Below are 15,018 nucleotides of genomic sequence, written 5' to 3'. Positions count from 1 at the left end.
AGTGGACCGGCACCGAGGAACACATCGATTGCCACCGGGGAACACAAAAAAGAGGCATTGAGAGCTTGTTTTCTCTCTAGCTATAGTATTAACACCAAACATAATAAAAGTATCATAATGATTGGTCATTCAATACTTAGTCATACTTTCAACTAATTTAAAGAGCAAAACACATTTCAATTTAACCAATAAATACGCAAAATAATAAAAAACGAGAATATCCTGTTCAGGATTAGCTGAGTTTTTCCGTTCCGCTTAATAGGGAGTGGTAATCATGCCCTCTCTTGATTGTTTTAATATTCTATTTTTAAGGATAATCGTTTTTTCATATTCGGGCATTCTTTTCATTTTTATAGTTCACGAATTAACACGCAACTCCACGGAGCCAATTCAGACTTCCAAACAAAAGTGCCTTCTGAATTCACCTTAATAATCTGTTTATCCGTATTCCAAGCAGCCTGCCTCAAATAATCGATTTCTTTGTAACCGGGCGAATGTGGAGCACCAATTTTCAAGTAATCATCATACACATTACCATGATCCTTATCCAATATTTCAATTTCAAAAGCAGTGCCCGGTTTTAATCCTTTCAATGCTATATCCACTTTTTTAGATGATGCTTGCATGTAATTGTTAAAATTTGCAGCCGAAGGCACGGCTTCTTCGTATTCTGACGGATAATTAAAGGCTACAGCCGATATTTTGCCTGTTCGGGAAGAACGGCTCACAAACAACGGATCTTTATAATACAGTTTCTCATCGCCTAATTGGTGCAACATACGATAAGCATGAAAAGAAGGTTTCACCAACCCTTGGAAGTTAATCATTCCAAAACCACCATGAAAAATTTCCTCACCACCGCCTTTTTCTTCAAATACATCCGTGAATGTCCAGTACATCAACGAATTGGCCATCCCCAAACAATCTAAGTTGGTTTTCAGAATATAGGCTGCCGGCGGCAGGACATCATGCATACGGTCACGACTATTAGGACTTGTACTCCACTCTGTCAGGTGAACTTCCGCATTAGGATATTTACTGCTCGCAATCTGCTGACGCAGCCATGTTATATCATCATGCAGGGAATGTACATAGCGAATGGCATCCTTACTACGCCCCGTATCCGGATCTAAAGCATAATCTGTGGGATACGGATGAGTTGAAATAAAATCAACCGGCAGATTTTCCTTTTCACAAAAACGAAGAAAATCTTCAATCCATACACCTTTCCATTGTTTGGTATTTATTATATCCTGTGAATAGAAAACAGACTTTTTATGATCCATTATTTCACCATCATGACGATTATCTGCTATAAAATTACTGGTTGCAGGTCCCCCTACTTTCAGTCTTTTATCTATAGATTTTATAGCCTTAACAGACTCTTTGTACATACGAAAGTAATCACTTTTTGTCCCGTCAAAAAAACCGGCTTTTGGGTTCAGATTCAGATTCGGCTCGTTCCATACTTCAAAATACCAAGTTAAAACTTCATCGATGCCATATCTGTCAACAACATGTTGTGTAAACTCCTTTACCAAATTATGCCATTTATCAAAGTTATTGCGGTCCACAGATACATTATTCTGATACCACATTTGTTGCTTGCTATCTTTTGCAGCAATGTCTTTCGGGAAAAATGATAATTCTACAAAAGGTTTTACCCCCAAAGCCAGCATACGATCGTAAACTTCATCTATATATTGCCAGTTATAGACCACTCGCCCATCCGGTTTCTTGAAATAGACAAACATGTCATCACCAAACAAACCGTGCATACGTACATATTGAAATCCACAATAGTCTTTCACTAATTTCAAATGCTCCAACCATCCGGCACGCAAACCTTCATTTGCACGACCTGCTCCAACTCCGACACTCCAATAATGAGTGAATGGTTCAGCATCTCCTTTTACGTCAATTGTTTGTGAAAAAACAGGAACTGCAAATAGAGCCGCTGCCGCTAGTGTCACAAAAAAGTTCTTCTTATCCATTACAATCTTATAAATTATTATTTAATATTTAGTAGTTTATTATATCCTTCGTCCAAGATTCTCTCCATCTTTCCAATTTTTACCTTCACTGGCCCTGTAGCAGAATAAAACCAAATTCCGTCTACCTGATAAATTGTTGCATAAACATTCTGTTCCGCTTCTAATGAGTAATTTCCTTTTTGGAGAAGTCGTCCTTTTCCTAAATACATGGAGTATATTTTTCCACCCACCTCACTTATCAAGCCGAATGTCCCACTAAAAAATGTACGTGAAGCCAATGAATACACTTGTGAATCTGTTGCACTGAATACATAATCTTCTCTTTTATTTCCTGTCAGCACTTTTACTCCTGCACAGTTTTCCCCAACTGACATAGCCGTAACTTGTTTAACGTGAGGAGTATCACCTTTATAGGCTTCATAAACTGAAACAAACGGATGAGCTTTTGCATTATTATCTTCCTGACGAACAATCAAGGTAGGTGTTACAGAAGGTGGCATAGACACATTCCCCGGAGTCAATCCTTTATTTAGGGTAGTAGCCGGAGCATCTACCTTATAAATCTGACGCCCCTTTTCTCCTGTCATCCATAAACGGGCTGTTATATTTTCGGGCATCGTCCAACTCGCTATAAAATTCCGGTCATATTCAGTTTTTCGTATATTAGTAAACCATTCATAACCCGCATGATACGTTCTCTCAAATTTATCCTGTTGATTAAATGGAAGAATATTTCCGCGTACATCAACCACTTCCAGATTTGTTCCAACATTATGGAACAGATAATCATTATCATTCAAATCTGAACGGAAAATATCAATGTAATAGCCGTCTGAATCAGATGTACGGACTAAGGCAACGGTTCTTCTTTTCTCTCCTGCCGATATATCTGCAAAATTCAAGAATGGAGTGAGTGTCTTCTCATTCACAAATCTCCCAGATTCTACCATCGGCTCCATCGCTTCAATAACAATTTTCCCTTCTGAATAGCCGGGAAGTATAGTATTAGCTCCTACAGGAGACTGATGATAGACATGATCCTTGCTCCAATAAGACTCATAAGCGGCAGCATCCGGTGCCAAAGCATATCCATAACCATATAATTGTAGGGCTAATCCATTTGCTGTCAAATGATATCCATCTGTTCCACCATAAAGCGCAGCCATCATTTTAAACGGACCAGTCCAGTTCTTCATTGTAATGAAACGGTGATGCGGAGAATAGGAAGTCCTTTCACTTGTCTCTGATTTTACTAGCGGAATAGTAGGAACATAAGTACAGATACCTGTCCAATCGGCATTTGAACGGTCATATTTCCCCAATAAAAGTCCTTTATTTAAAGCGGCGGCAGTAGATTCAATGCCTTTTTTGTTAGCGGTTTGTGTATAATATGTCAATAAATTCTCAAACGTAAGAAAATTTGCACTGCCTCCACGTGAATCTCCAAATACAACCATATTGGCTGCATCATCCATCCAGGGAAAAACCGCCATTGCCGCTTTCTGCAAAATCGGATTATCAGCAATAACATCTATCCCCGAACGCTTCAACAATATAGCCCAATCCAATAACATTTGAATTGTTCCGAAAGAATATCCGGGCGATTCCGGCCATAAACCTGTCACCGGATCATACGCCTTAACCATATCCGGAATAGCATCATGATATATCGTCGACTCATTCGTTAAATAATGCAGATAATAATCTTTTCCTTTCCTATCCGGATATGCTTCATTCTCTTCCAGCACAAGAATTGGACGTAATATCATATTCCAACCATTCACATTCCAGTTACCTGATTTTCCACCACGAATAAAACCAATATCAATAAAACGTTTAAAAACAACTCCTGCAACTTCTTTAGTTTCTTTTCCTATTTCTTTCAGATGAACATGAGGATTAGCTTTCAGATAATCATAAAGAAAATCATATACAGTAGCGGCGTGTAAAGCAAGATCGTCATGTATCTGTTCATAATCATAATATCCGCAAATTCCTCCCGGTTCCCAACCTCCGGTACCTCCTGTCGATTTTTCAGGATCGAGAATGGGATTCATATAATAAGTCCCTATCAACCATGTATTAAAAATATCCGCCGCAAAGCGTGCAAATTTCTCTTCTCCTGTCACCCAGTAAACAAATGCCGCATTCTCGGCAAGAGTCAGTATTTCTACATTGTTGCCACGCACCATATGGCCACTCTCTTTATATGGCACTAGTACAGGGGGAGCTGAAGGATTTTGTCTATTAAGTCCAAGCATATCTCCCGTTTCATTATATGGTTGCCTGTCTTCTAAAGGAACATTATAATATTTATTCCAAGTACGCATACCCGGCATACGAACTGTAGGAACAGGTGCATCTCCTTCCCCCCTATCCCAATTCTGATTTTTTAAATAGCATTGAGTATAGCGTTCACCCTCTTTCCAATACATAGCAAGACGTGAAATAATCCATTGAGGATCCGCAGTATGGCGATCTGCATATTTCTCAACGTTTCCGCGTATTTTAATAAACGCTTCTTTCGCCCATTCTTCATCAGCTATTTTTTGCAGAATAGCCGCTTTATCTGATGCAGAAGCATAAATGACAGGATGTTCCTGTGCTTTCAATGTCCACATATTACCTAAGCAGACAAGGATCAGTAACAATATATTTTTCATAGAACCATTATTATTTCTTTATTTACTAAGCCTATCTATTCAAACATACGAATAAATAAACGACAATACGTAATTATGATAATAAAAATATTCAAGACTTCATTAAGTCTATTTCTTATATTGTTATATTTGCATATCGTCTATTCAAAATATAGAGGTAGTTAATAAGTTTGTGCCACCATACAACTCTTTAAGATTATGAAAAACACATTATTTTGCTTATTCATATTTTGCAGTGTTTCCACATTCGCTCAAAATGGTGGAATCACTTTTAAGGTCGAAAAGCTTTCAAAGCCTGAAGAATTACTTCATCTACACTCCCCGAATGAAATTTACGAAAGTCTTATATTATCAGATATGAACATAGAGCCTTATGAGATAAAAAAGAAGAATATCGAGGTTCCTTATCATATCATTGCAAAGAGCGAATCTCCCGACAGTCTCGTTTCTTTTGGCCCTAATTCTTTTTTCAACGGTATGTATCAGGCTTATGCGGATCACAGGCCATTTGTATTGTCCCCGGATATGATTTGGCTATTAATCAGCCAGGGATTTGCACGGCATATCAATGCCAATCAGGAATCTATGAGAAATGAGCTTGTTGATTTCTCCGGCAAACTATCCTTAATTGTGAGAGAAGATAAAAAACTGGAGGACCCTACTCTTTCATGGGAAAAAATCTTTCCGCAATTTACTGAACAAATATCCCAATATGCCGGCAAACATCTGACCGAACTTCTCACCTGCAATTTCTCAACGACTACCTCTTTAGAGAAAGTTGCTTCCGAAATAACAATCATGGAAGCTGTAAAACCTTACTTTGAGTTTATAATCATACGCATAGTCTGTGGAATACCTGAAATAACTCTCGAAGGAACACCGGAGGACTGGGAAAAACTACTGCACAAAGCCAGAGGATTGAAAGAATATAAACTCGAATGGTGGATTTCTGAACTGGAACCTCTTTTGGAAGAATTCGTCAAAGCATCCAAAGGGGAGGTTAATAAGGACTTTTGGCGCAATATGTTTAAATATCATTCACAGAAACGATATGGAGCCCCAAACATTATTGATGGATGGATCGTGAAGTTTTTCCCTTATGATAAGGAAGGGAAAAGAAATAATCTGAAACAGCTAGAAGGCACAAATTGTCTCCCTGATGAAATAGTGAAGGTAGATGTAAAGTATCTGGAAGTATATAGCAATGCTGTCAAAGAAACTCCATTAGAATTCTGGGCAGGCTTCATCGGATTAGAACAAAATAATAAGACTTTTGCTCTGCGACCGCAAATCGGCTGGATGATCAGGAAAAAAGATGTTAACAAGGAGGGATTAAAAAGTAAATTGAGTGCTGATTCTCAAAATGCAGGCTGGGGAAGCGGCATCAATATCAGAGTAAAAGAATTTCCGGCTGTACTGTTGGAACTCAAAGAAATAAAAAGGCTGGATATCCAATTTATCGATACAATCAATATACCGGACGAAATATCAAAGATAAAAATCGGATCGTTGAGTTTATATGGAAAGATTACTAAAGAGGGAATAGAACGTATTAAAAGATTATTGCCTGATACGGATATAAAAATAAATGGTTCGCAAGAGGTAATAAAATCCCATTGATACCCCCATCATAAAAGAACACTCAATATTACTTTTGCAATATTGAGTGTTCTTTTTATAAATACTAATAATTAGTATAAAGTGGAGCTGGAGGGAATCGAACCCTCGTCCAAACGAGGAAATCATAAGCTTTCTACATGCTTATCTTTGCCTAAATTTTCGTGCAGGAACAGAACCAAAGCCATCAATTCCTGCCTTATCCTCTAAAGTTTCATCAAAAGTGCGAGGCCGCCTTTGACTATCCCCGATGTGACTGCACCACTGAACCGGAATGCTTCGGAGCAACAGCTTCCGAGTGATGTCTCGTCCTGGCACCTTGTGCCTGGATTAAGCTAATCTACTGTGATTCGATTAAGCAGCAAGAGCGTAATTAGTTTCGCCAGATAAAATTTTGATAACTGAGATTTAAGTGGAAATTACCGACCCACTGCATGCTTACCTACCATTTCTGCCCGCTGTCAAATCCAGTCAACCCCAAATTTTCATTCGTACAGAATAGCGATTGTTCAGAACGCTTTCCAAGAGTGCAAAGATAGGAAATGTTTTCGGAATTACGAGAAGACGTTAGCAAATATTATATCAAAGCACTATCTTTACGGAGCAAATTTATTCTTAACACAAAAATATATTATGAGAAAACTTTTACTGACCAGCTTATTTCTAGGAAGTTGTGCACTCCTCCCGGCACAAAAAACGACTAGAATACCTGATGTTTATAAACCCGTCCGTACGGAAATGTACAAGAAAGGATGGATAGATTTCAATAAGAATGGTGTTAAAGATACCTACGAAGACCCGGCAGCACCTATCGAAGCACGCATAGAAGATTTGCTCAGTCAAATGACACTGGAAGAGAAAACATGCCAAATGGTGACTCTTTACGGGTACAAACGGGTTTTAAAAGATGACTTGCCTACTTCCGAATGGAAAAACCAGCTTTGGAAAGACGGTATCGGAGCTATTGACGAGCATCTGAACGGTTTCCAGCAATGGGGACTTCCACCGTCGGACAACGAATATGTATGGCCAGCTTCCAAACATGCCTGGGCACTGAATGAAGTACAACGTTTTTTTATCGAAGAAACACGGCTTGGTATTCCTACCGACTTTACCAATGAAGGGATTCGCGGAGTGGAGAGTTATAAAGCTACCAACTTCCCTACCCAACTGGGCTTGGGGCATACATGGAACCGGCAACTTATTCATCAGATAGGACTGATTACCGGACGTGAAGCCCGTATGCTGGGATATACCAATGTATATGCCCCGATACTCGATGTAGGACGCGACCAGCGTTGGGGACGCTACGAAGAAGTGTATGGAGAATCTCCTTATCTAGTTGCGGAATTAGGAATCGAGATGGTGAAAGGCATGCAGCATAATCACCAGGTAGCAGCTACCGGAAAGCACTTCATTGCTTATAGCAACAATAAAGGCGCACGCGAAGGAATGGCTCGTGTCGACCCGCAGATGTCACCGCGCGAAGTGGAGATGCTTCATGTCTATCCTTTTAAAAGAGTTATCCGTGAAGCGGGATTACTCGGTGTGATGAGTTCTTATAATGACTATGACGGCTTTCCGATTCAGAGCAGCTATTACTGGCTGACTACCCGCTTGCGCGGAGAAATGGGATTCCGCGGATATGTCGTTTCGGACAGTGATGCCGTAGAATATCTTTATACCAAACATGGGACTGCCAAGGATATGAAAGAAGCCGTTCGCCAAAGCGTGGAAGCCGGATTGAATGTGCGTTGTACGTTCCGTTCGCCGGATTCGTATGTATTACCTTTAAGGGAGTTGGTCAAAGAAGGGGGATTGAGCGAAGAAGTTATCAATGACCGTGTACGCGACATTCTGAGAGTGAAGTTCCTTGTCGGCTTATTCGATAATCCTTATCAGACGAATTTGAAAGGAGCAGATGAAGAAGTAGAAAAGAAAGAAAACGAAGAAGTCGCTTTGCAAGCCTCCCGTGAATCTATCGTACTCTTGAAAAACGATAAGAATGTATTACCGTTGGATGCTTCAAACATCCGAAAGATAGCAGTCTGCGGTCCGAATGCGGATGAACATTCATATGCACTCACTCATTACGGCCCTTTAGCTGTAGAGGTTACCTCTGTACTAAAAGGTATTCAGGAAAAGATGAAAGGCAAAGCGGATGTACTTTATACCAAAGGATGCGACTTGGTAGATGCTAATTGGCCGGAATCCGAATTGATAGACTATCCTCTGACAGATGAAGAACAAAAAGAAATAGATAAAGCTGTCAGTCAGGCAAAACAGGCAGATGCAGCAGTCGTAGTATTAGGTGGCGGACAGCGTACGTGCGGAGAGAACAAATCCCGTAGCAGTCTCGACCTGCCCGGTCGTCAGCTCGATTTGCTGAAAGCGGTAGTAGCTACCGGAAAGCCTGTTGTACTGGTGCTAATCAACGGGCGTCCGCTTTCTGTAAACTGGGCGGATAAGTTTGTTCCTGCCATCCTTGAAGCCTGGTATCCGGGCTCCAAAGGTGGAATAGCGGTAGCCGACGTGCTTTTCGGAGATTATAATCCGGGCGGGAAGCTGACTGTCACTTTCCCGAAAACAGTAGGACAAATCCCGTTTAACTTCCCTTGCAAACCCTCATCACAGATTGACGGCGGTAAGAATCCGGGACCGGACGGCAATATGTCACGCGCCAACGGTGCATTATATCCTTTCGGATACGGTCTAAGTTATACTACTTTCGAATATTCCGACTTGAAAATCTCTCCGGCGGTTATCACTCCCAATCAAAAGACTTATGTCACTTGTAAAGTTTCCAATACCGGAAAAAGAGCCGGAGACGAAGTAGTACAACTGTATGTCCGTGATGTACTGAGCAGCGTCACCACTTATGAGAAGAACCTTGCCGGATTCGAGCGGGTACATCTGAAACCGGGCGAGACAAAAGAAATCACTTTCCCTGTCGACCGTAAAGCACTGGAATTATTGAATGCCGATATGCATTGGGTAGTAGAACCGGGTGATTTCACATTCATGATAGGAGCCTCGTCTACGGATATTCGTCTGAACGGAACGTTGACTGTTGTTGAACCGGGGCAAACACCTGCCGCAAACACAACCAAAGCCAGTAGTCCTGTCAGTGCCAGCACCAACCCAGAAACAGCGGATAATGTAATTGACAATAATTTAACTACATCCTGGGAAGGCAATAAAGGAGATTACATTACCTTTGCCTTACAGAACGGAGCTAAAATAGACGGAGTATCCATTGCCTTCTCCCGTGAGAACGGACTGGAGACAGACTTTGAGATACAACTATCCAGTGGCGGCGGACAATTCCTCACTGTATATTCCGGTACTGTGAAAGAGTACAACAAACTGTTGGACTTCCGTTTCAAAGGAACTACCGCCAGCGATTTACGCATTGTATTAGGTAGTGACCGGATAGGGATAGCAGAGGTAAAACTACCTCAATTAAAGAAGTAATAATCAATACTAAAACAACCCATATGATAAAATTTATCGCCACTATCTGTATAATCAGTATGACCACAATCAGTTGCACGTCAAAAAAAGCTGCCCAGACTGAAAGTCCCGAATCAGCGAATCAGGAATTAACAATGCTCATAGGCACATATACCGCAGGAGACAGTAAAGGACTTTACAGCTACCGTTTCGACGAAGAAACCGGGACAGCCACCGCACTCAGTGAAGTGGAAGTAGAAAACCCTTCCTATCTTGCACCTTCTGCCGACGGAAAATTTGTGTATGCAGTCAGTGAGTTCAATAATGAACAGGCTGCCGCCAACGCATTTGCCTTCGACAAGGAAAAAGGGACTTTCAAATTGCTGAATTCACAGAAGACCGGTGGAGAAGACCCTTGCTATATCATTACGAATGGAAAGAATGTGATAACCGCCAATTATAGTGGCGGCAGTATCTCTGTTTTTCCCATCGCAAAAGACGGTTCACTCCTGCCCGCTTCCGATATTATAAAATTCGAAGGTTCGGGAGCCGACAAAGAACGACAGGAAAAGCCACACTTGCATTGTGTCCGTATCACTCCGGACGGTAAATACATGTTTGCCGATAATTTAGGGACAGACCAGATACATAAGTTTATCATTAATCCGAACGCAGATGCAGAGAACAAAGAGAGTTTTCTCAAAGAAGGTTCTCCTGCCGCCTTTAAAGTGGAAGCCGGTTCAGGTCCCCGGCACCTGACATTTGCCCCGAATGGCAACTATGCTTATCTGATAAACGAACTTTCGGGCACGGTAATCGCATTCGAATATAAGAATGGAAACTTGGAAGAGATTCAGACAATAGCCGCCGATACAGTCGGAGCAAAAGGCAGTGGTGATATTCATATCAGCCCGGACGGTAAGTTTCTATATGCCAGTAACCGGCTGAAAGCGGACGGTATCGCTATCTTCCGTATCGACTCTGAAAACGGGAAGTTAACGAAAACAGGCTACCAACTGACAGGGATTCATCCGCGTAACTTTATCATTACGCCTAATGGAAAATATCTATTGGTGGCTTGCAGGGATAGTAATGCGATTCAGGTTTATGAAAGGAATACAGATACAGGATTACTATCGGATATACACAAAGATATAAAGGTAGACAAACCTGTCTGTATAAAATTTGTGCCGTAACTTATGACATAACTGACAAAGTCAGTCACAGCCTATTCTAGCAAGGGATTATTCTCACCCCAATGGAAAAAAATTCTCATTGTAATGAGAAAAAGTTCTCACTGCGATGAGATTTTTTCTCATCGCAGTGAGAATACTTGAGAACGTGTACTTCCCTGATAATGGTTGACTTGTTGTTTTCTTATTCTTTCTATAGGTTGACTTGAAATATTACTCCTCCTATCAGGAGTTGACCTGCTTTTGATATGGTTTCACTTGATTTCTCCCGCCTATTCAGCAAAATCATGGGAATGTCGCCACGGGAATACCGCAAGTCAAAGAAAGGGTAATTACATCCCCTTTTCTATCGTCAGCACGAACTGGCGCAGATACACTTCTTGTTCTTCATTGCCCGTATTTGTAAACCGGACAAACCTCACCGGAACTTTCTGCAATCCCGCCGTAAGCTTGCTGCCTTTTTGTACCAGGTCTATCGCCTTCCATTCCTTACCGTCTACGGAGATTTCAAAACGTCCCCATGCAGACGACTCTTTCTTTCCGAAGTCGATTTGTATGCTCTCTGCCGGATAAGTATTATCCAGTTCTATTTCAACCATTTTCCCCGCTCCCCATTTCACCACTTCATTGGACGGTGAGATAAGCACCCGGTTCACTTTTATTTGCAATGGCAGGTTCTTTATCTGGTCTACGTCACTTATAAGCCTGTGCGGCATATAGTCTGTAATAGCATCCAGAGAAGTTCCGTTCTTTTGATTATAGCGTTCGACGGTAATTGCAAAAGTGCGGTCAATCAACGGTTTTATCACTCTTGTAGCTGTCTTTACTCCCGGTTGGTAGGGGTTCTGATTGTACGTTTGGTCAATATCAAACATTTGTTGCTGCAAGGCTTTCACATGGTTGTACTTCCGTAGGAAATAAGAATGAGAGAAGTTATCCCGACTCTTCACCATATTCAACACTTCTTTCCCAGTTTCAGCCAGCAGTCTGAACTGATACAGCCAAGGGGTTATCTCTTGAATCAAGGGTTTATTTTCTGTATTAATCAGCAGGATATCAGCAGATTCCGTCATACATTCGAATGCATTCTGCAATGCTTCAAAGTCCGCCATTTCATACTTCCCATTCTCCACATAGCTTTTAAGGAAACGTTCGGCAGCAGGCTGAATGTCCTGTGATTCTTCACGGCGGTACTGATGCCCGTTGACGCCCAAATCGGAATTATGTATAGCAAAACATTCAAGTTCTTCCGCAGCATCCGGCAGGATAGTACGGATAGCATCTTTCCATGTTTGCCAGGTATCATACTTCGTAGGGTTCCAGGCATAGCTTGCCACACTGTAAATAGCAATTTTAGACGCTTCGGCATGCTCCATCGGATTCGTGACGAAGCCGGACATTTGGCCGGCAATCGTGGTGTCGTTGCCATAAACCGGACCGAGAAGCAGATGGTCGCGTACATAATCGGATACAGGGAAATTCCACCAAATGTATGCCGGACGTTTGATGCGTTCGTTAATCCAGGAAATGCCGTCACGGGTTATGTCGGAGACTACACGGTCGCCCGTCCACATGATTTGAATGGAAGGGTTCAGTTTCTCTCCTAAGGTAGTCAGGTAGTTGCCTTTCGGGTTCGACCAGCTTTTATTGTACTCGGTGGGACACATGATAAGCGGAGTCACATCCTGTTTCACCTGCACAAAGTTCTCGTCAATATAGTTCAGAAGTTCCGCCTGTTTCTGCGGATTGGTTCCTTCGCCGGAAATATCATCAAAGAAGACGGCGAATGAACGAACTCCGAGCTGGTACATTTTCTCAAACTTAGCCAGCAGTATATCACGGTCTTGCTGATTCCATTTGATATCCTGTCCCGGATGGATGGCCCATACAAAATCCACCTCATTGTTATTGGCTACCGTTACCAGTTCTTGCAACTGCGCGGCTTCTTTCGCGGGATAAGGCAGACGCCAGTTCGGAGCACTGTGATACGGGTCGTCTTTCGGACCGTATATATAGGTATTCATTTTGTTCTTGCCATAGAACTCCAGTTGGCTGAGACGCGCCTGATGGCTCCAGGGAGTTCCATAAAACCCTTCCACTACACCCCGATAACGGACGGAAGGATAATCCTTAATTTCCACTTCCGGCAATTTTCCATCTTTCAGCAGTTGCGCAAAAGTCTGTAAAGCATAATAGGTACCCCGTTCGTCACTTCCTGCCAGTACGATTTCCTTGTCGGTCACTGACAGATAATAGGCTTCATCGCGATTAGGAATCAAGCGACCATACTTCCGTACACTCTTGTCTCCTTTCTCACCGATATAGATACGGAGCCCTTGTTTGGTGCTTTGCTTACCCGAAAGCAGTTCTTTGAGGACTTCCACAGCATGCGGGTTTGCTTCTTTTTCACCTTCCAGTTGATAGATGGCGGGCAGGTCGATGGTCTTGTCACGGGTAATAAGCTCTTGGGGAGCAGGTTGTAAGTTAATATTCTGCGAAAATGCAGTTACAGTACATAGGAGACAGGCTCCCAGAAAGTAAATCTTGTTGTTCTTCATAAATAGTAATAAGGGGGTTAGTTATTAGAACATAAACAGTTACACAAAGAAATACAAATTAATCAAAAATAGCAAGTTTATCGGATATAGATAATACAGAGTTTAAGACAAAAAAAGATTTATTACTTTCATTGTCCATTCACCAACCATAAAGATGCACTCTTCATTACTTCTTCATCTGATTATTCTGTGCGACACGGTTATCGGGAGTATGCGTTTTCACTACAATCCCATTCCCGTTTTTTGTACACTTAACGCATCCTTTCCGCAAGGTCTTTTCTTTCATATCAAAGATAAGGTTCGGATTGAAGTGCTGTCCGTTGATACGGGTTTCAAAGTGCACATGCTCCGTAGTGGCACGACCGGTACGTCCCGTCAGTCCGATAGGCTGTCCGGCTTTTACGGTATCGCCGCTTTGGACAAGGTTCTTGAAGTTATGGCTATAAAGGGTTTCCAATCCGTTGGGATGGCGGATGACAACCAGGTTTCCATACGCATAATACGGTTTCGACATACGGACTATGCCGTCGAAAGCTGCACGAATCGTATCTTTCGCGCACGTTTTGATATCTGCGCCCGAATGTCCCCCACGAGTTCCGTAGGCAGAGATTACTTTGCCACCGGGCAATGGAAAGGCATATTCATGTTCCTGCAAAGAATCCAGATGCAGATAGAGATAGTTACTTTTAGCAAATAATCCGGGAGTAGCCACCCGGACATCTTTTATCTCCCTGGCAGAGAAAGGAGATTTATTCTGTGCGTGGATGATAACAGGCAATAATAAGACTATAAGTGAAATAAGTATGTTCTTCATGTATTTTTTCTTTTTCAACTCAGACAGGGTTGATTATTCAAAGAATAAAAGCTCACCGCCGTCCGATTCCGCATAGTCTCTTAACAAGGACTGAATCATTTCGGCAGCTTCTTTCAAACCTTCTTTTCCATTGTAACCGTTGACGATAGCAAGAATATGAGTAGTTCCGACGTCCATCTTTGTACGTTCATGGTCGCTTGTAGGCGTTCCGATTCCGCCAAAAGAATCACGATATACGGGCAACCCTTCGATATTCAACACTCCGCGCCCAATGCCTTCGAACGGTTCTTCCGCTCTTCCGATACCGAGTTCGAGATGCGTGCCTTGTATCTTATCGGCATCGAAGCCACCGATAGAGTGTCCCGTGCGGAGAGAAACAAGATTGATTAGGTCTACCAATGTATCAATCTGATATAAAGGAATCCCACGCATCAGACGACGACGCAAGGCTTCTGCCGACGGACGGTAACGTCCGGGGTCTTTTCCGCAACGCTTGTACGCCTCGCGGGTGGCGGCAATAACCGGTTGACGCTTAATGTCTTCCATTTGCGTAGTGGAAGTCAGTTGTCCAGTGAAAGCATTGATTTCCTTCCAAAGCCCTTCGCAGTAAGCTGTGTTCTTTACTGCGGCATACACGGCTGCTCCGGCAAAAACCGGACACGCATTCTTTATTTCCTGAGATACTTTTATTTCAAACATAACTTATCATAAACCAATTATCAGCGT

At 42.1% G+C, this 15,018-nt stretch carries 8 protein-coding genes, 1 other RNA gene and 1 pseudogene; 4 read left to right on the top strand and 6 right to left on the bottom strand.

Translation table 11 applies throughout. From position 1 onward, the window contains the following. Positions 1-350: 350 nt before the first annotated feature. Both ACGHVY_RS02200 and ACGHVY_RS02195 read right to left on the bottom strand, forming a co-directional pair. Positions 351-1,994 carry a GH39 family glycosyl hydrolase gene (locus ACGHVY_RS02200; RefSeq protein ID WP_390596858.1) on the bottom strand — a complete coding sequence of 548 codons (1,644 nt, stop codon included), beginning with the start codon at positions 1,992-1,994 and terminating at the stop codon, positions 351-353. A gap of 17 nt (positions 1,995-2,011) precedes the next feature. Beyond that, the gene (locus ACGHVY_RS02195; RefSeq protein WP_390596857.1) at positions 2,012-4,657 is read right to left on the bottom strand and encodes a hypothetical protein; all 2,646 of its coding nucleotides are present in this window, start codon (positions 4,655-4,657) and stop codon (positions 2,012-2,014) included. A 198-nt stretch (positions 4,658-4,855) separates the two neighbouring features. On the opposite strand from ACGHVY_RS02195, the gene ACGHVY_RS02190 reads away from it, so the two are divergent. Then, positions 4,856-6,277, top strand: a complete 1,422-nt coding sequence (locus ACGHVY_RS02190) for a DUF4419 domain-containing protein (protein ID WP_390596856.1) — start codon at positions 4,856-4,858, stop codon at positions 6,275-6,277. Between the two features lie 79 nt (positions 6,278-6,356). On the opposite strand, the gene ssrA is transcribed toward ACGHVY_RS02190, so the two are convergent. Beyond that, positions 6,357-6,753, bottom strand: a transfer-messenger RNA (tmRNA) gene (ssrA, locus tag ACGHVY_RS02185). 154 nt (positions 6,754-6,907) lie between these two features. Between ssrA and ACGHVY_RS02180 the strand changes: the two genes are divergently transcribed. The 3 genes and pseudogenes from ACGHVY_RS02180 to ACGHVY_RS02170 form a co-directional block, all read left to right on the top strand. Further along, a complete protein-coding gene (locus ACGHVY_RS02180; protein WP_390596855.1) occupies positions 6,908-9,748 on the top strand; it encodes a glycoside hydrolase family 3 N-terminal domain-containing protein in 2,841 nt (946 codons plus the stop codon). Positions 9,749-9,771: 23 nt separating this feature from the next. After that, positions 9,772-10,923, top strand: a complete 1,152-nt coding sequence (locus tag ACGHVY_RS02175) for a lactonase family protein (RefSeq protein ID WP_390596854.1) — start codon at positions 9,772-9,774, stop codon at positions 10,921-10,923. A 260-nt stretch (positions 10,924-11,183) separates the two neighbouring features. After that, positions 11,184-11,252, top strand: a pseudogene (locus ACGHVY_RS02170) (AraC family transcriptional regulator); the annotation flags it as partial. Here the strand turns inward: ACGHVY_RS02170 and ACGHVY_RS02165 are convergent. The 3 genes from ACGHVY_RS02165 to ACGHVY_RS02155 all read right to left on the bottom strand — a co-directional run bounded on the left by ACGHVY_RS02165 (position 11,253) and on the right by ACGHVY_RS02155 (position 14,991). Next, a complete protein-coding gene (locus tag ACGHVY_RS02165) occupies positions 11,253-13,478 on the bottom strand; it encodes a beta-N-acetylglucosaminidase (RefSeq protein ID WP_390596852.1) in 2,226 nt (741 codons plus the stop codon). 166 nt (positions 13,479-13,644) lie between these two features. Then, the gene (locus ACGHVY_RS02160; protein WP_390596850.1) at positions 13,645-14,292 is read right to left on the bottom strand and encodes a M23 family metallopeptidase; all 648 of its coding nucleotides are present in this window, start codon (positions 14,290-14,292) and stop codon (positions 13,645-13,647) included. Positions 14,293-14,325: 33 nt separating this feature from the next. Then, positions 14,326-14,991, bottom strand: a complete 666-nt coding sequence (locus ACGHVY_RS02155) for a B3/4 domain-containing protein (protein ID WP_390596848.1) — start codon at positions 14,989-14,991, stop codon at positions 14,326-14,328. Positions 14,992-15,018 lie beyond the last annotated feature (27 nt).

The sequence above is a fragment of the Bacteroides sp. f07 genome, from assembly GCF_042854785.1.
Classification (GTDB): Bacteria; Bacteroidota; Bacteroidia; order Bacteroidales; family Bacteroidaceae; genus Bacteroides.
Note: the sequence above shows the minus strand (reverse complement) of the source record. Positions and strands in the feature narration are given on the sequence as shown.